Origin of the sequence: uncultured Paracoccus sp., assembly GCF_937873615.1 — a bacterium.
Taxonomy (GTDB): Bacteria; Pseudomonadota; Alphaproteobacteria; order Rhodobacterales; family Rhodobacteraceae; genus Paracoccus.
The window spans coordinates 139470-160299 of record NZ_CALMYP010000066.1 but is presented as its reverse complement, the minus strand read 5'-3'; the positions used below and the strand labels follow the sequence as shown (position 1 = coordinate 160299).

Below are 20830 nucleotides of genomic sequence, written 5' to 3'. Positions count from 1 at the left end.
CGTTGACATAACCGTCCGGCCTGTCACCATTTGTTCATGCAAAGCCCGATGCAGCCGTTCGCCCCGCAGCCCGACCGCGTCGCCTTCGACAGGAAGGAGCTGGCGTCGATCCTTTCCATCTATGGCCGCATGGTCGCCGCCGGCGAGTGGCGCGATTACGCGATGGCCTTTCTCAACGATGTCGCGGTCTTCTCGATCTTCCGCCATGCCGCCGAGACGCCGATCTTCCGGGTCGAGAAACGTCCGAAGCTGCGCGGCGCGCAGGGCATGTATGCGGTGATCGCCATGGATGGGCGGATATTGAAGCGCGGGCAGGACCTGGCGCAGGTGCTGCGGGTCTTCGATCGCAAGATGATCCGGGCGGTTCGCTAACCGAGATAGGCGGCAAGTTCCGGGGGCGGGTCGTCCAGAAGCGGGCCGGTGGGCACCGGCGGATGCGCCCTGCCGGCGATGACGGCGACGGTCTGATCGGCGAAGGCGCGGGCGTCGTCGGGGTCATGGGTGACCATCAGCACCGTGGCGCCGTTCCGGTCGGCGATGCGGGCCAGAAGCGCCAGCATGTCGGATTTCAGCGCCGGGCCGAGGGCGGCGAAGGCCTCGTCCAGCAGCAGGACCGGGCGGGCGCGCAGCGCCACGCGGGCAAGGGCCACGCGGCTCTGCTGGCCGCCGGAAAGTTGCGCCGGGCGGCGTGCGGCCATGTCCTGAAGCCCGACCTCCTGCAAGGCCCCGGCGACGGCAGCATGTTCGGCCCTGCTCAGCCGCAGGTCGGGGCGCAGGCCGAGGCCGACATTTTCGGCCACGCTCAGATGCGGGAACAGGTTCTGGTCCTGAAACAGGATCGAGACCGGCCGCGCCCCCGGTGCCATCCCGGCCAGATCCTGCCCCTGCCACAGGATCCGCCCGGCGCTGAGCGGCACGAAACCCGCGACCATGCCCAGAAGCGTGGACTTGCCCGAGCCGGAGGGGCCGATCACCGCCACCCGCGCGCCGGCCTCAAGCGCGAAATCGGCGTTCAGGCGGAAATCGCCAAGGGTGGCCTCGGCCCGGTCAAAGCGCAGCATGGATGCGTCCTCCGCGATCGAACAGCCAGAAAAGGGCAAAGCTGATCGCCATCAGCAGCACCGCGCAGGCGGCGGCATCACCCATGCGGTAGCTGTTCATCAATTGGTAAAGTTTCAGCGGCAGGGTCGGGTTGCGGCTGTCGGCAAAGAGCGTGATCACCCCCAGATCGCCCATGGCCAGCGCCGCCGACAGCCCGCCGGCAAAGCCAAGCGGGCGGGCCAGGCGCGGCAGGGTCAGCAGGCGCAGCCGGGCCAGTCCGCGCAGGCCAAGCGAATCGGCCAGCCGCCCGTAATCCGCCTGCAGGCTGCGGGCGGCGGGAATGAGGATGCGCAGCGCGAAGGGCAGGGCCATGACCGCATTGATCGCCACCGTCACCGGCAGCGCCAGAGCCGTGGGCGAGACGAGCGGGCGCAGCAGCAGGTAAAGCCCGGTCCCCAGCACGAGGGGCGAGGCCACCAGCGGCAGCATCCCGGCCAGTTCCGCCCACGCCCGCCCGCCCGCGATGACCTGCGCGAGTGCCAGCGCCAATGCCAGTGCTGCCATGGCCGAAATCAGCGCCATCACCACCGAACGCCCCGCCGCCGCCCAGACCGCGCCGGGCAGGCCGGCCAGCCCCGGCGCACCTTGCAGGATCACGGCAAGCATCGGCACCAGCAGGAAGCCCGCCGCCAGCAGGATCGCCCCGGCATCCGCGCCCCGCCGCCAACCCGCAGGCGCGGGCAGCGGCGTGTCGCGATCCAGCCCGGCGCCGAAACCGGCGGGCCGGCTGACCCGTGACGCCAGTGCCAGCGCCGCCACGCAAAGCCCCACCTGCACAAGCGCCAGCGTTGCCGCCTTGCCCATGTCGAAATCGAAGCGGAAGGCCTGATAGATGGCCAACTCCACCGTCGTGGCGCCTGGTCCGCCACCAAGCGCCAGCGCCACCGCGAAACTGGTCAGGCAGACCAGAAACACCGCCAGCCAGGCACCCGGCAGGACCTCTCTCAGCATCGGGCGTTCGAGATGGCGGGCGATGTCCCCCGGCCCGAAACCCAGCGAGGCGGCCAGCCGGAACCGCTCGGTCGGGATCGCCTGCCAGCCATGCAGGATCATGCGCACCGAAAGCGGCAGGTTGAAGAAGACATGAGCCAGGATCACCCCCTGCCAGCCATAGATCGAAAGCGGCGCAAGGCCGAACGCCCCCAGAAGATCGTTCACCAGCCCGTTTCGCCCGAAGACGGACACAAGTCCCATGACCGCGACGATCACCGGAAGGATGAAGGGCGCGCCCAGAAGCGTGATCAGCAGCGCGCGCCCGCCAAAGCGCCGCCGTGCCAGCGCGCGCGCGACCGGCACCGCCAGCACCGCCGAGACCGTGGCCGACAGCGCCGCCTGCCAGAGCGTGAACCAGACCGCGCGCCAGTCCCAGGGACCGAGCGCCGACAGCCCGCCGGCATGGGTCGCGACCGCCGCCAGCGTGCCGAGGATCAGCAGCACCAGCAGCCCCGCCGCCAGCCCGCCGGGCGAAGGGCTCAGTTGGCGAAGACGCTGAGCCATTCGTCCAACAAGGGCTTGCGCAGGGCCTCGGCCTCATCCTCGGGCAGCCAGAGCGTGATTGCCGGGCGGGGCAGGGCGGCGAAATAATCCGGCAACCGATCGTCGGGCAGTTTCGACGGATAGGACCAGTTCGCCTCGGCGATCATGCCCTGGAAATCCGGCGACAGGATATATTCCATGAATTTCTGCGCCAGTTCCGGCTGATCGGAGGTTTTCACCTGCGCGGCCAGTTCCGCCAGCAGGTAATGGCCTTCCTCGAAAATCGCGGCGTGCTTGGTCGCGTCGTCCTCGGCGCCGATGTGATAGGCGGGCGAGGTGGTGAAGCTCAGCACCATGTCGGCCTCGCCTTCGGTGAACATGCCATAGGCTTCGGACCAGCCTTGCGTCACCGTCAGGATCTTGGGCTTCAGCTTCTCCCAGGCCTCGGCGTTGCCTTCGCTGCCGAAGACCTCCCTCATCCACATCAGCAGCGCCAGACCCGAGACCGAGCTGCGCGGGTCCTGAATGACGATCTTCAGATCGTCTGGGGCCTCGATCAGTTCGTGAAAGCTGTGCGGCGGGTCGGCCAGCCGGGTCTCGTCATAGATGAAGGCGGTTTCGGACCAGTTGAAGGGCAGAAAGATCGGGTCGTCCCATGTCAGCGGCATGGTCAGGCCCGAGATGTCCTGCACATGCGGCGCGAACAGCCCGCTGTCGCGGGCGCGCAGGGTCTGGTCCATGCTCAGCCCGATGACGGCATCGGCCTTGGTGCCTTCACCCTCCAGCAGGATGCGGGGCAACACGTCGCCGGTGACGAAGACCAGATCGCAATCGCAGATGGCTTCGAAGCCTGCCTCGATCTTCGGGCCGGGACCCCATTCCGAGGCGAAATATTCCGGCGCATAGACGGTGAATTCAGGGCCGGCGGCAAGGGCCGGGGTGGTGCTTGCCAAAAGGGCAAGAAGGGCGTGTCGCATCGCTTTCCTCCATCGATCGGGTTTCGGATGAAAGGGCAGCGAAACCTTCCCTCCGCCGGTGTTAGCCGGATCAGGTTCTACGGGTCCGCGTGATGCGTCTCAGCCTTATGGCCCCCCGAGGCCCGCACAAGATGGGCAATAAGCGCCGGCAGCGCAAGCGAATGTTGCCCGCCCCGGCTTGTCCGGGCAGGGCGGGACCGCTAACCAAGGACGAAAGGAGATCCGCGATGAGCCTCAACAGTTTCGGCCATGTATTCCGCGTCACCACCTGGGGCGAAAGCCACGGGCCGGCACTTGGGGCCGTGGTCGACGGCTGCCCGCCCGGCGTGGCGCTTGACGAGGACTGGATCCAGCCCTTCATGGACCGCCGCAGGCCCGGCACCTCGAAGAACACCACCCAGCGGCAGGAGGCCGACCGGGTGCGGATCATGTCGGGCGTGTTCGAGGGGCGCACCACCGGCACCCCGATCATGCTGATGATCGAGAATACCGACCAGCGGTCCAAGGATTACGGCGAGATCGCGAAGGCCTTCCGGCCCGGTCACGCCGATATCACCTATCACCAGAAATACGGGCTGCGGGATTATCGCGGCGGCGGGCGTTCCTCGGCACGCGAGACCGCTGCGCGCGTGGCGGCGGGGGCGGTGGCGCAGGCGGTGCTGCGCGATCTGGCGCCCTCTGTCGCGGTGATCGGCTATATGGTCCAGATGGGAGAGATGCATCTGGACCGGGCGAATTTCGATGAAACCGCGATCCGTCAGAACGCCTTCTTCCTGCCCGATGCCGGTGCCGCGCAGGCGTGGGAGGATTACCTGACCGGCATTCGCAAGGCGCAGAACAGCGTCGGCGCGGCGGTCGAGGTGCTGGTACGCGGCTGCCCGCCCGGGCTTGGCGCGCCGGTCTATGGCAAGCTCGATACCGATCTGGCGGCGGCGATGATGTCGATCAATGCCGTGAAGGGCGTCGAGATCGGCGAGGGGATGGCGGCGGCGGCGCTGACCGGCGTGGACAATGCCGATGAGATCCGCATGGGGCCCGCCGGGCCTGAATTCCTGTCGAACCATGCCGGTGGGATCCTTGGCGGGATTTCGACCGGGCAGGATATCGTGGTGCGGTTTTCGGTCAAGCCGACCAGTTCCATTCTGACCCCGCGCCGCACCATTACCCGGACGGGCGAGGAAATCGAGTTGATCACCAAGGGCCGCCACGACCCCTGCGTCGGCATCCGCGCCGTGCCGGTGGCCGAGGCCATGGCCGCCTGCGTGGTGCTGGACCACCTGCTTCTGGACCGCGCCCAGACCGGCGGCATCCGGGGCCGGATCGGCTGATGGGCACAACAAAGGATCAGGCGGCGGCCATCCTTGCCAGGCTGACGCCCGCAGGCGATGTCGTGGCCCGACCGATGTTCGGCGAATACGGGGTCTATCTGGACGGGGTGATTTTCGGGGTGATCTGCGACGGCGATCTTTTCATCAAGCCGACCGATGCCGCCCGCGCCGTCCTGCGCGCGCCCCGCGAGGGTATTCCCTATCACAATGCCCGTCCGCATCTGCGAATCGGGCCCGAGGATCTGGACGATCCCGGCCATATGGCGCGCATCCTTGCGCTGACCGTCGCAAACCTGCCGAAGAAGGCCGCGAAGAAGCGATGATTCGCCGCGCGCCGGGGAACCCCCCGCGCCCGATAAACCCCGGTATTTCAGGGGCCTTTCGCCCCGGCCCGGCATCGTCACGAAATCGTCACATTCCCGTCGCATAAGCGTCGCAATCCCGCCTTAGGGAAGGCGCAGGCCAATTCGGGCCGTCCTTATGTGTTCAGGAGTGATCCTATGAAATCCGTCAAGCTCACCGTCTCGGCCCTGGCCGTCATCGCCGCCTCGGCCTCGGTCGCCGCCGCGCGTGATCAGGTTCAGGTCGCGGGGTCCTCGACCGTGCTGCCCTATGCCAATATCGTGGCCGAGGCCTTTGCCGAAAATTCCGGCTTCGCGGCCCCCGTGGTCGAAGGTGGCGGGTCGTCGGCCGGGCTGAAGCAGTTCTGCGAAGGTGTGGGCGAAAATACCATCGATGTCGCCAATGCCAGCCGCAAGATCAAGGACTCGGAAATCGAGACCTGCAAGGCCAATGGCGTCGCCAATATCATCGAGGTCCAGTTCGGCTATGACGGCATCGTCTTTGCCAGCGACATCAACGGCCCCGATTTCGCGCTGACCCCGAAGGACGTGTTCCTGGCGCTGGCCGGTGAGGTCGTCGTGGACGGCGTGGTGACCGCCAACGCCGCCGCCAACTGGTCGGACGTGAACCCGGACCTGCCGGCACAGCCGATCATGGCCTTCATCCCCGGCACCAAGCACGGCACCCGTGAAGTCTTCGAGGAAAAGGTCATGAAGGCCGGCTGCGAGGAATCGGGCGCGCTCGACGCCTTCAAGGCCGCCAATGCCGACGAAAAGGCCGCCGAAGCCGCCTGCATCGCGATCCGCACCGATGGCAAGTCGGTGGATGTCGACGGCGACTATCCCGAGACCCTGGCCCGCATCGAAAGCGACAAGAACGGCGTCGGCGTCTTCGGCCTGTCCTTCTATGAGAGCAATACCACCAAGCTGAAGGTTGCCACCATCAACGGTGTGACGCCTTCGGTCGAAACCGTCGCCTCGGCGGAATACCCGGTGTCGCGCCCGCTGTTCTTCTATGTGAAGAAGGACCATATCGGCGTCATCCCCGGTCTGAAGGAATATGCCGAGTTCTTCGTCTCGGACGCCATCGCCGGCCCCGGCGGCCCGCTGTCCAGCTATGGTCTGGTGCCCGACCCGGAACTGGCCACCGTCCAGCAGACCGTCGCTGATGAAGCGGCGATGCAATAACGCATCCGACCGGGCGGCCTTCGCGCCGCCCGGCCTTGCGCCTTTGCGGAGGATCACATGCCCGTCTTCTGGATCGTCCTGATCGTTCTGGCGCTTGCTGCGGCAGGTTATGTGCTGGGGCAGTCCCGCGCCCTGACCCAGGTCGATGGCGACGCCCGCAAGCTGCATTCCCGGCCCGGTTACTACGGCTGGAACGTGGCTTTTTCCACCGCCCTGCCGGCCCTTGTCCTGATGGTGATCTGGCTGTTCCTGCAGCCGGCGATCATCGGGAACAGTGTCAGTTCCACCATTTCCGACGATGCCATCCCCGAGGGCCAGACCCGCGGCATCGTGCTGAGCGAGGCCGCCCAGATCGCCGACAAACTATCCTCGGCCGTGTCGCAGGGGGTTCTTTCGCGGCCCGAGATGATGGCGCTGCGCGTCGATGACGCCGATGGGATGGGTCGCCTGAAGGATGCCGGACTTGCCGTGCTGACCCGTCCGCCGGTCCTTGGCGCCGCCCAGCAATATCTGGGAATGCAGCGCATGGGTTCGATCTGGCTTGGCATCCTGTCGCTGGCCCTTGCCGGGACCGGGTTTGCCTGGGCGCTGATGCGCACGAAGCCCGACTTCCGCGCCCGCAACGTGGTCGAGCGGGTCATGCGCGGGATGCTGATCGCCTGTTCCAGCATCGCCATTGCCACCACCCTCGGCATCGTGCTGTCGCTGGTCTTCGAATCGATACATTTCTTCCGGCTCTACCAATGGCAGCATTTCTTCTTCGGCACCGAATGGACGCCCAGCTTCGGCGGCGGCTCCAAGCTGGGAATGCTGCCGCTGCTCTGGGGGACGCTCTACATCTCGGTGATCGCGCTGCTTTTCGCGGTGCCGATCGGGCTGTTCGCGGCGATCTACATGTCGGAATATGCCAGCCCCCGTGTGCGTTCCGTCGTGAAGCCGGCGATCGAGATCCTGGCCGGGATTCCGACCATCGTTTACGGCCTTTTCGCACTGGTGACGGTCGGCCCGATGATCCGCGACTGGATCGCCTCGCCGCTGGGTCTGGGCAATAGCGGATCGTCGGTGATGACGGCGGGGCTGGTCATGGGGGTGATGCTGGTTCCCTTCGTGTCCTCGCTGTCTGACGACATCATCAATGCCGTGCCGCAAAGCCTGCGCGATGGCAGCCTCGGCCTCGGTTCCACCCGTTCGGAAACCATTCGTCAGGTCGTGCTGCCCGCCGCCCTGCCGGGCATTGTCGGTGCGGTGCTGCTGGCTGCGTCGCGCGCCATCGGCGAGACCATGATCGTGGTCCTCGGCGCCGGCGCCATGGCGCAGATCAGTGGCAACCCGTTCGAGGCGATGACCACCATCACCGTCAAGATCGTCGGCCAGTTGACCGGCGATAACGACTTTGCCAGCCCCGAAACGCTGGTCGCCTTTGCCCTTGGCCTGACGCTGTTCGTGCTGACGCTGGGGCTGAACATCTTCGCGCTTTATATCGTGCGCAAATACCGGGAGCAGTACGAATGACCGACGCGACCGATCCGGGCACCATTCCAGCCCAGCCAGCGCGCCATACCAGCGGCTCGTTGCTGACCGCCTCGGCGCGCACAAAGCGCCGCAATGCCGCCGAAGCCCGCTTCAAGGCTTACGGCATCGCCGCCATCGCCATCGCCGTGCTGGCACTGTGCTTTCTGATGTCTTCCATCGTTCGGGACGGCGCGGGGGCGTTCCGGCAGACCTATGCCTCGATCCCGGTCACGGTCTCGGCCGAAGTCGTCGACCCGAAGGGCAATCGCGATCCGGCCGAGATGGCCAAGGTCATTTCGCTGTCCTACGGCAAGCTTCTGGATGATTCGCTGAAAGCATGGATCGCGGCTGAGAATATCCGGATCGAGGGCCTGTCGGATGCCGACACCAAGTCCTTCTTCTCGGGCGAGGCGCCGGCGCGGCTGCGCAACATGGTGCTGGCCGATCCCGAACTGGTCGGCCAGACCGTCGAGATGACGGCCCTGACCTCCAGCCGCATCGACGGCATGTTCAAGGGCCGCGTGACCGAGGAAACGGCGGCGCTCGACAGCAAGACTTCGGTTGCGCAGTTTCGGCTGGCGCAGGCGATGAAGGAAAACGGGGCTTTGGTGACGAAGTTCAACGGCGATTTCATCACCAAGCCCGATGCCTCGGACAACCGGGCCGAGGCGGCGGGGATCGGCGTGGCCATCCTCGGGTCCTTCTACATGATGCTGATCGTGCTGATCCTGGCGCTGCCCATCGGCGTTGCCGCCTCGATCTATCTGGAGGAGTTCGCGCCGAAGAATCGCCTGACCGATGTGATCGAGGTGAATATCGCCAATCTCGCGGCGGTGCCTTCCATCGTCTTCGGCATTCTCGGGCTGGCCGCTTTCATCAATTTCGTCGGCCTGCCGCGTTCGACCCCGGTGGTTGGCGGGCTGGTGCTGACGCTGATGACGTTGCCCACCATCATCATCTCGACCCGCGCGGCACTGAAATCGGTGCCGCCCTCGATCCGCGACGCGGCACTTGGCGTGGGCGCCTCGCGGATGCAGACGGTGTTCCACCATGTCCTGCCGCTGGCCATGCCCGGGATCCTGACCGGCACCATCATCGGTCTGGCGCAAGCCCTGGGCGAGACCGCGCCGCTTCTGCTGATCGGCATGGTGGCCTTTGTCACCACCTTCCCGGCGGCCCCGCCCGAGGGCTTCTTCGACCCCGCCTCGGCCCTGCCGGTGCAGGTCTATAACTGGACGCAGCGCGCCGACCCGGCCTTTTCCGAGCGAGCCTCGGGGGCGATCATCGTGCTGCTGATCTTCCTTCTTTGCATGAACCTGCTGGCGATCTTCCTGCGCCGCCGGTTCGAACGCCGCTGGTAGATGCGGCCAAGGGTGAACCCATGAACGACATGAGCCTTGTGGAGCGTAGACTGGTGCAGGACGAAATCAAGATCACGGCCCGCGACGTGCAGGTCTTCTATGGCGAGAAACACGCCATCAAGGATGTGAATGTCGATATCCTCGACAAGACGGTGACCGCCTTCATCGGCCCGTCGGGCTGCGGCAAGTCGACCTTCCTGCGCTGCATCAACCGCATGAACGACACCATCGACATCTGCCGGGTCGAGGGCAGGATCGCGCTGGATGGCGAGGATATCTATGACCGCCGCGTCGATCCGGTGCAGTTGCGCGCCAAGGTCGGCATGGTGTTCCAGAAGCCGAACCCGTTTCCGAAGTCGATCTATGACAACGTGGCATACGGTCCGCGCATCCACGGCCTCGCCCGGGGCCGGGCCGAGCTGGACGAGATCGTCGAGAAATCGCTGCGCGGCGCGGCTTTGTGGAACGAGGTCAAGGACCGCCTGCAAGAGCCCGGCACCGGGCTGTCGGGCGGCCAGCAGCAGCGGCTTTGCATCGCCCGCGCGGTGGCCACCGCGCCCGAAGTGCTGCTGATGGACGAGCCCTGTTCGGCGCTCGATCCCATCGCCACCAGCCAGGTCGAGGAATTGATCGACCAGCTTCGTCAGGAATTTTCGGTGGTGATCGTGACCCATTCCATGCAGCAGGCGGCACGGGTCAGCCAGAAAACCGCCTTTTTCCATCTCGGCAACCTTGTCGAATACGGCGAGACCGACGACATTTTCACCAACCCGCAGGACCCGCGGACGGAAAGCTATATCTCCGGCCGCATCGGCTGAGGGAAGTGGAGAGAGCAGGATGCAGAACGACAGACATATCGCCTCGGCCTTCGACCGCGACCTGGAAACCGTCCAGGCACTGGTCGTGCGCATGGGCGGCATGGTGGAAAGCGCCATCATCGATGCCGCCCGTGCGCTGGAAACCTTCGACGACGAACTGGCCGAGGATGTGCGCCGCCGTGACCGCGAGATCGACGCGCTCGACCATCAGGTCAACGAGGAGGCCGCGCGCCTGATCGCGCTGCGTGCCCCCACCGCCACCGATCTCAGGTTGGTGCTGACGGTCATCAAGATCTCGGCCTCGCTGGAACGGGTGGGCGATTATGCCAAGAACATGGCCAAACGCGCCCACGTCCTGTCCCAGCAGCCGGTGATCGACGGCGCCGGGATGGCGCTGCGCCGCATGGCGGTGACCGCCGAGCGGCTGCTGAAGGATGCGCTCGACAGCTATATCCAGCGCGATACGGATCTGGCCGCCGATGTGCGCGCGCGCGATCTGGAAGTCGACCAGATGTATAATGCGCTGTTCCGCGAATTCCTGACCTATATGATGGAAGACCCGCGCCAGATCACCGCCTGCATGCATCTGCATTTCATCGCCAAGAATATCGAGCGGATGGGCGATCACGCGACCTCGATCGCCGAACAGGTGATCTATCTGGTCACCGGTTCCCTTCCAGAAGATGCGCGACCCAAGAGGGACGGCGTGGTGCAGACCCCGACCGCCGACCAGATCGAGCTGGGGGGCTGAAGCCATGTCGGTGCGTCAGACTCCTTGTGTTCTCGTGGTCGAGGACGAGGGCGCGCAGCGCGAGGTGCTGAAATACAACCTCGAAGCCGAGGGTTTCGAGGTTGTCATGGCCGAGAACGGCGACGAGGCGCTGCTTCTGGTGCAGGAGGAACAGCCCGACCTGATCGTGCTGGACTGGATGCTGCCCAATGTCTCGGGGATCGAGATCTGCCGCCGCATCAAGGCCGATCCGGCGACCCGGCCGATCCCCATCGTCATGCTGTCCGCGCGCGGCGACGAGGTCGACCGGGTGCGGGGCCTTGAAACCGGGGCGGACGATTACGTCGTCAAACCCTATTCGGTGGTCGAACTCATGGCCCGGCTGCGCACCCAGCTGCGCCGCACCCGGCCCGCGACCATGGGCGAAAGGCTCAGCTTCGCCGACATCATCCTCGATGCGGGCGAGCATCGCGTCTTTCGCGCCGGTCAGGCGCTGCATCTCGGCCCGACCGAGTTCCGGCTGCTGTCGACGCTGATGGAAAAGCCGGGCCGCGTCTGGACGCGCGAGCAGCTTCTGGATCGGGTCTGGGGGCGCGACATTTATGTCGATACGCGCACCATCGACGTTCATGTGGGTCGGCTCCGCAAGGCGCTGATGATCCATGGCGGCGCCGATCCGGTGCGCACCGTGCGCGGTGCCGGTTACGCGCTCGGCTGACAGGGCCGCGACCGAAGCGCAACGCCTTTCGGGAAGCGGCTGCCCGACGGTCTCAGCGATAGAGCAGGACCGGCGCCTTTACCGACTGGATCATCGCCGTTGTCGTGGAACCGATGATCAACGAGCGAATGCGGCTGTGACCATAGGCGCCCATGACCAGAAGGTCGAAGCCTTCCCCGGTCATCAACGCGCCCAGCACCTCCTCGGCCTCGCCCGTGGCCGTTCGCGGTGCCGCAACGATATTCGCGGCCTTGAGTCCCGCCACCGCCTCATCCGCGACTGACTGCGCGCGCGCCTGATCCGGCCCGACGCTCAGCACGCAGATTTCCAGATCGGTGAAGACAGGGCTTGCCGACATGCGCTTGATCGCGACCTTGGCGCTCGCGCTGCCGTCATAGGCGACGAGCACCTTCGATATCGTCCGGAACTCTCGCGAGGCCACTAAGACCGGAACCTTGGAACTGCGCAGGATCCGTTCGAGATTCGACCCCAGATGGCCCGAAGCGAAATCCGCACCCTCGCCGCGTTTGCCGATGGTGATCGCGCGCATCTCGCCCTCGATCTCGCGCACCGCTTCCAGAAGGTCGCCCTTGCGCAGGCGCAGGCTGACATCGGGCACACCGTCCTGTTCGATGATTCCCTTCGCATCCTCCAGGATGGCGTGGCCCTTGGCCTGGGCCAGCCGGGCGCGCTGCTGATCCAGCGCCGAAAGCTCCTCCAGAAGTGCCGTTCGGGCACCAAGGCGCAACGCCCCCGACAGGTCCTTCGACGACGCCCCTGCCTCGCGGCCCAGCACATGCATGGCGACCACGCCGGCATTCAGCTTCTGCGCGATCCAGGCGGTATGGTGACAGACGCTTTCCGAATAGGCCGAGCCGTCAAGAAGTGTCAGTATCTTGTCCATTCTGTCCTCGCTCAATGTCCCATCAACTTGTCCATCGCGCCGGGCTTGTCATGGATGGCAAGCTTGTCGACGAGGGTTTCGGTCGCTTCGTTCATACCGATAAGCTCGACCTCGGCGCCTTCGCGGCGCAGCTTCAGGATCGCCATGTCCAAGGCCTGCACCGAACTGATGTCCCAGATATGGGCGCGGCTGACATCGATGGTGACGCGGTCGAGCGCCTCTCGGAAATCGAAGGCATCGGCGAAATCCTCAGTCGAGCCATAGAAAAGCTGGCCTTCCACGATATAGGTGCGCGCGCGCCCATCCGCTGACAGGGTCGAGGAGATGCGGAACAGTTGCGCGATCTTGCCGGCGAAGAAGATCCCCGACAGCAGCACCCCGACCAGCACACCGATGGCGAGGTTGTGGGTATAGACCACCGTGACCACGGTCGCGATCATGACGATGGAGGAAGAGCGCGGATGCACCCGCAGGTTCTTGATCGAGGACCAGGAGAAGGTGCCGATAGACACCATGATCATGATGGCGACAAGCGCGGGCATCGGGATGCGCGCGACCAGATCGCCGAGGCCAACGACCAGCACCAGCAGGACCGCCCCGGCGATGAAGGTCGACAGTCGCCCGCGCCCGCCGGATTTCACGTTGATCATCGACTGCCCGATCATGGCGCAGCCGGCCATGCCGCCGATGAAGCCAGTGCAGGTGTTGGCGATGCCCTGACCGATGCATTCCTGATTGCGGTCCGATCTGGTGTCAGTCAGGTCGTTGATGAGGTTCTGCGTCATCAGGCTTTCCAGAAGCCCGACGATCGCAACCGCCAGCGAATAGGGGAAGATGATGGCCAGCGTCTCGAATGTCAGCGGCACCTGCGGGATCAGGAAGACCGGCAGCGTATCGGGCAACTCGCCCATGTCGCCGACCGTTCGCACGTCCCAGCCCATCGCGACGACAAGCGCCGTCAGCAGGATGATCGTCACCAGAGGCGAGGGCACGGCGGTGGTGATGCGCGGAAACAGATAGATGATCGCCAGCCCCGCCGCCACCAGAGCATAGGTCAGCCAGGTGACGCCTTCGGTCGCCGGGTTCAATTCCGGCAATTGCGCCATGAAGATCAGGATCGCCAGTGCATTCACGAAGCCGGTCATCACCGATTGCGAGACATAGCGCATGAAGCGCCCCAGTTTCAGCAACCCGGCGCCGATCTGGATCAGACCCGCAAGGACCGTTGCCGCCAGCAGATATTGCAGCCCATAATCGCGCACCAGCGTCACCATCAGCACCGCCGTGGCGGCGGTGGCGGCAGAGATCATGCCGGGCCGCCCGCCGGTAATGGCCAGAAGAACCGCGATCGAGAAGGAGGCATAGAGCCCCACCTTCGGGTCAACGCCCGCAATGATGGAAAAGGCGATGGCTTCGGGGATCAGCGCCAAGGCGACGACCAGACCCGACAGTACGTCGCCACGGATATTGCCGAACCATTGTTGCCGGTAGTCGGAAATCGATATCATTATTACAGTCCAAGACCCTGTGTCGGTGCGCCTTTCTCAAGACGGGCCGGCATGACAGTTTGGGCTTATCTTAGGGGTTGTCCGGCGGATCAGCGGCCGGAAGAGCCACCCGGAATTTCACCGGGTCCTTGCGCGATGACCGAGCTTAGAGGCGATTTCGGCGGAAATCTCAAGGCCAAATGGCATTTTCTCGTCAGTCGGGCGAGTCATGGGCAGGCCGTCCCCGTCCCATTCCTGCGTGACGATTGGGTCCAGCCCATACCCGGCAAAGCGGGGAATCGGGCCATCGTTTCGATGCTGACTCTATTGCGGCTTCCGGGGGCGGCTGGCGGTTCAGAAATCCAGTTCGGCGTAATGGGGGGCTGGATGCAGCCCAGGCACCTGATCGGCCAGCACGCTGCGGAAGGCCGGGCGCGACTTGATCGTCGCATACCATTGCCGGACCAGATCGGAACGGTCCCAATCCACGTCCGAGATGTAATCGAGGCAGGAAAAATGCGCGGCGGCGGCGAAATCGGCGATGCTGAGCGAGGGGCCGGCCAGCCAGCGGCGCTCTTCCAGCAAGCCGTGCATGTAATCGACATGCGCCTTGATCGCGCCGAGGCCCGCCTTGACGACACGGCTGTCGGGATAGCCGATCTTCTGGACCTTCTTCCAGACCCGCTCGGTCAGCACCGGGCGGGTGACTTCGGCGTTGAACTTGTCGTCGAACCAGGAACAGAGCCTGCGGACCTCGTAACGCCCGGCGGGGCTTTCGGGCATCAGGGCCGGGCTTGGCACGGTTTCGTCCAGATATTCGCAGATCGCCTGGCTTTCGGCCATCAGCATCCCGTCATGGCGCAGCACCGGGATCTTGCCGGCGGGGTTGCGGCGGAAAAGTTCCGGCCCCTGCTCCCAATAGCGTTCCTCGACCAGTTCCACCTCGATCCGCTTTTCGGCCAGGACCAGCCGGACCTTGCGCGAATAGGGGGAAAGCGGGGTGTGATAAAGCCGCGCGGGCTGGCCGGCGGAGGCGCGGGTTGCGGAGGGGCTGGGGGCGTAACGGTCGGTCATGGGCCGGTGATACGCGATCGGGCAGGGGCGTTTCAACTCTGCGCGACATGCTTGGGCGAAGCCCTGCCTGCATTGCCCCCGGCACGCCGTGGCGTTATGTCAGGGGCGCAGGCAAGAAGGGGGCGAACATGGCACATAAGGTCTTCATCGACGGCGAGGCCGGCACGACCGGCTTGCAGATCCGCGACCGGCTGGCCGGGCGCGACGATATCCAGCTGATCCAGATAGATCATGCGCTGCGCAAGGATGCCGATGCCCGCCGCGCCTGTTTCGAGGCTGCGGACGTGGCCATCCTGTGCCTGCCCGACGATGCTGCGCGCGAGGCGGTGGCGCTTTCGGCCGATCTGCCGGTGCGGCTGATCGACGCCTCGACCGCGCATCGGATCGACCCCGACTGGGCCTACGGTTTCCCTGAACTGATCGCCGGGGCGCGCCAGCGTATCGCCACCGCGCGCCGCGTCGCCAATCCGGGCTGCTATGCCACCGGCTCCATCGCCATGCTGCGCCCGTTGGTCGAGGCCGGGCTGGTCGGGCCGGAAGAGGGCGTCTCGATCAATGCCGTCTCGGGCTATAGCGGCGGCGGCAATGCGATGATCGCCGAGTTCGAGAAGGGCGAGGCTTCGCCGCAATTCCTTTACGCGCTCAACCAGCATCACAAGCATATCCCCGAGATCATGGCCATGACCGGACTGGCGGTGCAGCCGGTCTTCGCGCCCTCGGTCGGGCAATTCGCGCAGGGCATGGCGGTGTCGCTGCCTCTGCATCTGGGCGGTGCGCGGACGCTGTCCTCGTTGCACGGCGCCTTGGTGCAGCATTATGCCGGCGCCGAATTCGTCCGCGTCCGCGAGGCCGAGGAGATCGGCGCGCGCATCGACGCAACCGCGCTGAACGGCACCAACATGCTGGAAATCTCGGTCCATGGCGACGATGCGGCGGGTTGCGCCGTGGTTGTGGCGGTGCTGGACAATCTCGGCAAGGGCGCGTCCGGCGCTGCCGTGCAGAACCTGAACATCATGCTGGGCATCGACGAGGGGGCGGGGCTATGAGCGCGACGAAGCCGGTCGTTCTGTGCATTCTCGACGGTTGGGGGATTTCCGACCGACCGGAACAGAGCGCGCCCGATCAGGCCGACACGCCGGTCATGGACCGGCTGATGGCCACCTGTCCGCATTCGACGCTGATTACCTTCGGCCCCGATGTCGGTCTGCCGAAGGGCCAGATGGGCAATTCCGAGGTCGGCCATACCAATATCGGCGCCGGTCGGGTGGTGGCGATGGATCTGGGCCAGATCGACCTCGCCATCGAGGACGGCAGTTTCTATGACAATACCGGTCTGGGCGATTTCATTGCGAAGATGAAGGCGACCGGGGGCACGGCGCATCTGATGGGCGTGGTCTCGGATGGTGGCGTTCACGGCCATATCCAGCATGTGCTGGCCGCCGCCCGCGCGGTCGCTGAAAAGGGCGTGCCGGTGGTGATCCATGCGATCACCGATGGCCGCGACGTGCCGCCGAAATCGGCCATGGGGTTCATGACCGAATTGCAGGGCAACCTGCCGAAGGGCGCGCGGATCGGCACGGTGATCGGGCGCTATTTCGCCATGGATCGCGACAATCGCTGGGACCGGGTCGGGCGCGCCTATGCCGCCATGGTTGGGGGCGAGGGGCTTTCTGCCCCCGACGCCGCCCATGCCGTGGACGCCGCCTATGCGCGCGGCGAGACCGACGAATTCATTCAGCCGACGGTGGTCGCGGGTTTCGATGGGGCGAAGGATGGCGACGGGTTCTTCTGCCTGAACTTCCGTGCCGACCGGGCGCGAGAGATCCTGTCGGCCATCGGCCAGCCGGATTTCGACGCTTTCGAGACCGGCCCGAGGCCGAAATGGGCGGCTTTGCTGGGCATGGTCGATTATTCGGCCATCCATGACACCTTCATGAGCGCCGCCTATCCCAAGCGGCAGGTGGAAAACACGCTTGGCGCCTGGGTGGCCTCGAAAGGGTTGAGCCAGTTTCATCTGGCCGAGACCGAGAAATACCCCCATGTCACCTTCTTCCTGAACGGTGGCAAGGAGGCGCCCGAGGCCGGCGAGGACCGGCACATGCCGGCAAGCCCCAAGGTCGCGACCTATGACCTGCAGCCGGAAATGGCCGCAGACGAGGTCGGCGACTGGTTCGTGAAGGCGATCGAACAGGGCTATGACCTGATCGTGGTGAATTTCGCCAACCCGGACATGGTCGGTCATACCGGCAGCCTGCCGGCGGCGGTGAAGGCCTGCGAGGCGGTGGACCGCAATCTGGGCCGGGCGCTGGATGCGCTGGCGAATGCGGGCGGGGCTGCGGTCATCATCGCCGATCACGGCAACTGCGAAACCATGATCGACCCCGAAACCGGCGGCCCGCATACCGCGCATACGACCAATCCGGTGCCGGTGATCGTGGTGGGCGATGCCTCTGCCAAGGCGCTGCGCCCGGGTGGGCGGCTGGCCGATGTGGCGCCGACCGTGCTGGATCTGATGGGGCTGGATCTGCCGCCCGAAATGACCGGCCAGAGCCTGATCGAGCGGGCATGAAGCAGGCGCCGATCCTTCTGTCCGGCGCGCTCTGCGCCCTGCTGGCCGGGCCGGTTCTGGCCGAAAGCCGGGCCGGCGACGATGCCGCCCGCGCCGCCTTCCAACTGCGCGAGGCCACGGGCCGGCTGGAGGATGCGCTCAGCAAGGATGACCAGGTCGCCGCGCTGACCGACATGATCGAGGCCTATGAGGCCGGGCTGGCCTCGCTTCGGGCCGGGCTGCGTCAGGCCGGGATCCGCGAGCAGGAGATCCGGGCCGAATGGGAAAGCCGCCGGGCCGAGCTGTCCGATATCGTCGGCGTCATGCTGTCGATGCAGCAATCGCCCGAGACGCTGATGCTGCTGCATCCGGCGGGGCCAGAGGCGACGGCGCGTTCCGGCATGATCCTGTCCAGCGTGACCCCGGGCCTGCGCGCCGAGGCCGACCGGCTGAAGCAGGGCCTCGACGAGATTGGCGAGGTGCGCGAATTGCAGGAAGGCGCAGCCAATACGCTGGCCGAGGGGCTGGGCCGCGTGCAGGAGGCCCGCCGCCTGCTGGCAAGCGCGGCCAAGGACCGCTCGACCATGCCGGCGCGTTTTGCCGACAACCCCGAGGAATTGCAGGCGCTGGAACGCTCGGCGGCGACGCTGGACGCCTTTGCGGAAGGCATCGCCGGGATGGAATCCGATGTCGGCCCGCCACTGGCCGATTTCGACGGGGCGCAGGGATCGCTGCCGATGCCGGTGCTGGGCACGGTGCTGCGGCGCTATGATGAAGCCGATGCCGCCGGGATCAAACGGCCGGAGCTGGTGATCGCGACCGCGCCGGCCTCGCTGGTGACCGCACCCTGGCCGGCCACGATCCGGTATCGCGGCCCGCTGCTGGATTACGGCAATGTCACCATTCTGGAGCCGGCAAAGGACTATCTGCTGATCCTGGCCGGCATGGCCCAGGTCTTTGGCGAGGTCGGCGATGTGCTTGCGGCGGGCGAGCCGGTCGGCCTGATGGGCGGCACCGAACCCTCGGCGCAGGAATTCGGGATAGATTTCGTCGTCAATGCCGCAACGGGCAGGGATGCGGATCGCAGCGAAACACTGTATCTGGAACTGAGGCGGGGCAAGGAAACGCTGGACCCCGGGGAATGGTTCGTGCTCAACCATATCGTTGAAGGCATGGACGCGCAGGCTGAAGAACAGGCGGAGACGCAATGAAGCATTATCTGATTGCAGGCATCGGCGGCACTCTGGCCGGAATCCTGCTGACTACCACGCTGGCCGGCCCGCTTTCGGCGCAGGATGCCGGCAAGAGCGAATCGGTCTATGAACAGCTCGACCTTTTCGGAAACATCTTCGAGACGGTGCGCAGCCAATATGTCGAGGAAACCGATTCCAAGAAGCTGATCGAGGCGGCCATCAACGGCATGCTGCAATCGCTGGATCCGCATTCCTCGTTCCTGCCGGCTGACGATTACGCCGACATGCAGACCCAGACCCGGGGCAGCTTCGGCGGCCTCGGTATCGAGGTCGGGCAGGAAGACGGGCTGGTGAAGGTCATCTCGCCCATGGACGACACCCCCGCCGCCGAGGCCGGGATCCAGGCCGGCGATTTCATCACCCATGTCGATGGCGAGGCGCTGATGGGCCTGTCGCTGGATCAGGCCGTGGACATGATGCGCGGCGAGATCGGCTCGGAGGTGACCATCACCATCCTGCGTCAGGGCGAGCAGGAACCGTTCGATGTCAAGATCGTGCGCGACACCATCAAGCTGACCGCCGTGAAGGGCCGGACCGAGGGCCATGCCGTGGTCCTGCGCGTCGCCACCTTCAACGACGAGACCATATCTTCGCTGGAGGCCGATCTGAAGAAGGCGGTCGAGGAACTTGGCGGGATCGACAAGGTCACCGGCTTCGTCATCGACCTGCGCAACAACCCCGGCGGGCTGCTGGATCAGGCGATCTATGTCTCGGATGCCTTCCTCGACAAGGGCGAGATCGTCTCCACCCGGGGCCGCAATCCCGAGGACAGCGAGCGCTGGAACGCCACACCGGGCGATCTGGCCGAGGGCAAGCCCATCGTCGTGCTGATCAATCGCGGCTCTGCCTCGGCCTCGGAAATCGTGACCGGCGCGCTGCAGGATCACCGCCGCGCCATCGTCGTGGGCGAGAAATCCTTCGGCAAGGGCTCGGTCCAGACGGTGCTGCCGGTGACTTCGGACAGCGCCATGCGGCTGACCACGGCGCGTTATTACACGCCCTCGGGCCGCTCGATTCAGGCGCTCGGGATCAATCCCGATATTATCGTGGCCCAGCCCGCACCGAAGCCCGAACCGACGGAAGAGGACGCGCCGCGCACGCAGTCGAGCTTCTCGACCTCGGAAGCGGATCTGCGCGGGGCGCTGAACAACGACAGCTATTCCGACGAGGAGAAGCGTCAGCTGGAACAGGAAGCCGCCGAGGTTCAGGCGACCGCCAAGCTGCGCGAGCAGGACTATCAACTGGCCTATGCGATCGACATCCTGAAAGGGCTGGCGGCCGTGGACTTCAAGGCCGATGACGTGGTCGCGGCGGATACGCCGGCGGTGACCGGCGAGAATTCCGGCACCGATGCGGCACCGTCAGAAGACGGCGCACCCGCCACCGACGCGCCCGAGATGCAGGACGACGGCGGCGATGCGGACGACGGCTCGGCCGAGGCTCCGGCACCGGAAGGTGCTGCGCAATGACCGGGGATAAGGGACGGCTTGGCCCCGCCGGGCTGCCCTATCGCCCCTGCGCGGGGGTGGTGCTGATCAACGATGCGGGGCTGGTCTTTGCCGGTTTGCGCATCGACACCACCGCCGAAGCCTGGCAGATGCCGCAGGGCGGGATCGACAAGGTCGAAACCCCGGTCGAGGCCGCGATCCGCGAATTGGGCGAGGAAACCGGCCTGCCGCCCGATGCGGTCGAGATCGAGGCCGAGGCCGAGGACTGGGTCTATTACGACCTGCCGCCGGAACTGGTCGGCAAGGTCTGGAAGGGCAAATATGGCGGGCAACGCCAGAAATGGGTGCTGATGCGCCTGACCGGCGACGAATCCCGGATCGACATCGCCACCGAACATCCCGAGTTCCACAAATGGGCCTGGATGCGCGCCGGCGACCTGATCGAAACCATCGTGCCCTTCAAGCGCGCGGTCTATGAACAGGTTTTCGCGATCTTCCGCGACAAGCTGGCCTGAGCGGATTTCACGGATGGATAGAAGGCCCGGCCATTGCGCCGGGCCTTTCCA

Annotated in this window: 20 protein-coding genes, 1 riboswitch and 1 other annotated feature; of the genes, 14 read left to right on the top strand and 6 right to left on the bottom strand. The window is 65.6% G+C overall.

What is annotated here, in order from left to right:
- Positions 1–48: 48 nt before the first annotated feature.
- Positions 49–372 carry a DUF2794 domain-containing protein gene (locus tag Q0330_RS16715; RefSeq protein WP_299482108.1) on the top strand — a complete coding sequence of 108 codons (324 nt, stop codon included), beginning with the start codon at positions 49–51 and terminating at the stop codon, positions 370–372.
- Here Q0330_RS16715 and Q0330_RS16710 read toward each other — a convergent pair.
- Genes Q0330_RS16710 through Q0330_RS16700 form a run of 3 tightly spaced genes read right to left on the bottom strand, consistent with a single transcriptional unit; the run spans position 369 to position 3554 of the window.
- Complete coding sequence (locus Q0330_RS16710; RefSeq protein ID WP_299482105.1) at positions 369–1061, bottom strand: ATP-binding cassette domain-containing protein; 693 nt, start codon at positions 1059–1061, stop codon at positions 369–371. The two genes, Q0330_RS16715 and Q0330_RS16710, sit on opposite strands and share 4 nt — an antisense overlap.
- Positions 1048–2598, bottom strand: coding sequence for a thiamine/thiamine pyrophosphate ABC transporter permease ThiP (locus Q0330_RS16705; protein ID WP_299482102.1), 1551 nt, complete (start codon positions 2596–2598; stop codon positions 1048–1050). The genes Q0330_RS16710 and Q0330_RS16705 overlap by 14 nt, the downstream gene beginning before the upstream one ends.
- On the bottom strand, positions 2574–3554 hold the full coding sequence (locus tag Q0330_RS16700; protein WP_299482099.1) for a thiamine ABC transporter substrate binding subunit: 981 nt from the start codon (positions 3552–3554) through the stop codon (positions 2574–2576). Before Q0330_RS16700 ends, Q0330_RS16705 begins: the two co-directional genes overlap by 25 nt.
- Before the next feature lie 30 nt (positions 3555–3584).
- Positions 3585–3682: riboswitch (TPP riboswitch) on the bottom strand.
- Between the two features lie 99 nt (positions 3683–3781).
- Between Q0330_RS16700 and aroC the strand changes: the two genes are divergently transcribed.
- The 8 genes from aroC to phoB all read left to right on the top strand — a co-directional run bounded on the left by aroC (position 3782) and on the right by phoB (position 11550).
- Positions 3782–4882 (top strand): chorismate synthase, encoded by a 1101-nt coding sequence (gene aroC, locus Q0330_RS16695; RefSeq protein ID WP_299482096.1) that lies wholly within the window; start codon positions 3782–3784, stop codon positions 4880–4882.
- A complete protein-coding gene (locus Q0330_RS16690) occupies positions 4882–5205 on the top strand; it encodes a TfoX/Sxy family protein (protein ID WP_299482093.1) in 324 nt (107 codons plus the stop codon). Before aroC ends, Q0330_RS16690 begins: the two co-directional genes overlap by 1 nt.
- A 177-nt stretch (positions 5206–5382) precedes the next feature.
- Positions 5383–6411, top strand: a complete 1029-nt coding sequence (locus tag Q0330_RS16685) for a substrate-binding domain-containing protein (protein WP_299482090.1) — start codon at positions 5383–5385, stop codon at positions 6409–6411.
- A 57-nt stretch (positions 6412–6468) separates the two neighbouring features.
- A complete protein-coding gene (pstC, locus tag Q0330_RS16680) occupies positions 6469–7923 on the top strand; it encodes a phosphate ABC transporter permease subunit PstC (RefSeq protein ID WP_299482087.1) in 1455 nt (484 codons plus the stop codon).
- Positions 7920–9284, top strand: coding sequence for a phosphate ABC transporter permease PstA (pstA, locus tag Q0330_RS16675; RefSeq protein ID WP_299482084.1), 1365 nt, complete (start codon positions 7920–7922; stop codon positions 9282–9284). The genes pstC and pstA overlap by 4 nt, the downstream gene beginning before the upstream one ends.
- 20 nt (positions 9285–9304) lie before the next feature.
- The gene (gene pstB, locus Q0330_RS16670; RefSeq protein WP_299482081.1) at positions 9305–10102 is read left to right on the top strand and encodes a phosphate ABC transporter ATP-binding protein PstB; all 798 of its coding nucleotides are present in this window, start codon (positions 9305–9307) and stop codon (positions 10100–10102) included.
- Positions 10103–10121: 19 nt separating this feature from the next.
- A complete protein-coding gene (gene phoU, locus Q0330_RS16665; RefSeq protein ID WP_299482078.1) occupies positions 10122–10853 on the top strand; it encodes a phosphate signaling complex protein PhoU in 732 nt (243 codons plus the stop codon).
- Positions 10854–10857: 4 nt separating this feature from the next.
- A complete protein-coding gene (gene phoB / locus Q0330_RS16660; RefSeq protein WP_299482075.1) occupies positions 10858–11550 on the top strand; it encodes a phosphate regulon transcriptional regulator PhoB in 693 nt (230 codons plus the stop codon).
- A 52-nt stretch (positions 11551–11602) separates the two neighbouring features.
- On the opposite strand, the gene Q0330_RS16655 is transcribed toward phoB, so the two are convergent.
- The 3 genes from Q0330_RS16655 to Q0330_RS16645 all read right to left on the bottom strand — a co-directional run bounded on the left by Q0330_RS16655 (position 11603) and on the right by Q0330_RS16645 (position 15015).
- The gene (locus tag Q0330_RS16655) at positions 11603–12454 is read right to left on the bottom strand and encodes a universal stress protein (protein ID WP_299482072.1); all 852 of its coding nucleotides are present in this window, start codon (positions 12452–12454) and stop codon (positions 11603–11605) included.
- A gap of 11 nt (positions 12455–12465) precedes the next feature.
- Positions 12466–13962, bottom strand: coding sequence for a SulP family inorganic anion transporter (locus Q0330_RS16650; RefSeq protein WP_299482069.1), 1497 nt, complete (start codon positions 13960–13962; stop codon positions 12466–12468).
- A gap of 75 nt (positions 13963–14037) precedes the next feature.
- Positions 14038–14093: a sequence feature (sul1 is cis-regulatory element that is thought to sense ions involved in sulfur or methionine metabolism; They are found in Alphaproteobacteria), on the bottom strand.
- Positions 14094–14295: 202 nt separating this feature from the next.
- On the bottom strand, positions 14296–15015 hold the full coding sequence (locus tag Q0330_RS16645; RefSeq protein WP_299482066.1) for a glutathione S-transferase family protein: 720 nt from the start codon (positions 15013–15015) through the stop codon (positions 14296–14298).
- Positions 15016–15143: 128 nt separating this feature from the next.
- Between Q0330_RS16645 and argC the strand changes: the two genes are divergently transcribed.
- Genes argC through Q0330_RS16620 form a run of 5 tightly spaced genes read left to right on the top strand, consistent with a single transcriptional unit; the run spans position 15144 to position 20779 of the window.
- Positions 15144–16061 (top strand): N-acetyl-gamma-glutamyl-phosphate reductase, encoded by a 918-nt coding sequence (argC, locus tag Q0330_RS16640; RefSeq protein WP_299482063.1) that lies wholly within the window; start codon positions 15144–15146, stop codon positions 16059–16061.
- Positions 16058–17584 (top strand): 2,3-bisphosphoglycerate-independent phosphoglycerate mutase, encoded by a 1527-nt coding sequence (gpmI, locus tag Q0330_RS16635; RefSeq protein ID WP_299482060.1) that lies wholly within the window; start codon positions 16058–16060, stop codon positions 17582–17584. Before argC ends, gpmI begins: the two co-directional genes overlap by 4 nt.
- Positions 17581–18774 carry a peptidase M23 gene (locus tag Q0330_RS16630; protein ID WP_299482057.1) on the top strand — a complete coding sequence of 398 codons (1194 nt, stop codon included), beginning with the start codon at positions 17581–17583 and terminating at the stop codon, positions 18772–18774. The genes gpmI and Q0330_RS16630 overlap by 4 nt, the downstream gene beginning before the upstream one ends.
- Entirely contained in the window at positions 18771–20285 is a 1515-nt protein-coding gene (locus Q0330_RS16625) for a S41 family peptidase (protein WP_299482054.1), read from the top strand. Before Q0330_RS16630 ends, Q0330_RS16625 begins: the two co-directional genes overlap by 4 nt.
- Positions 20282–20779, top strand: coding sequence for an RNA pyrophosphohydrolase (locus Q0330_RS16620; RefSeq protein WP_299482051.1), 498 nt, complete (start codon positions 20282–20284; stop codon positions 20777–20779). Before Q0330_RS16625 ends, Q0330_RS16620 begins: the two co-directional genes overlap by 4 nt.
- Positions 20780–20830: the final 51 nt, after the last annotated feature.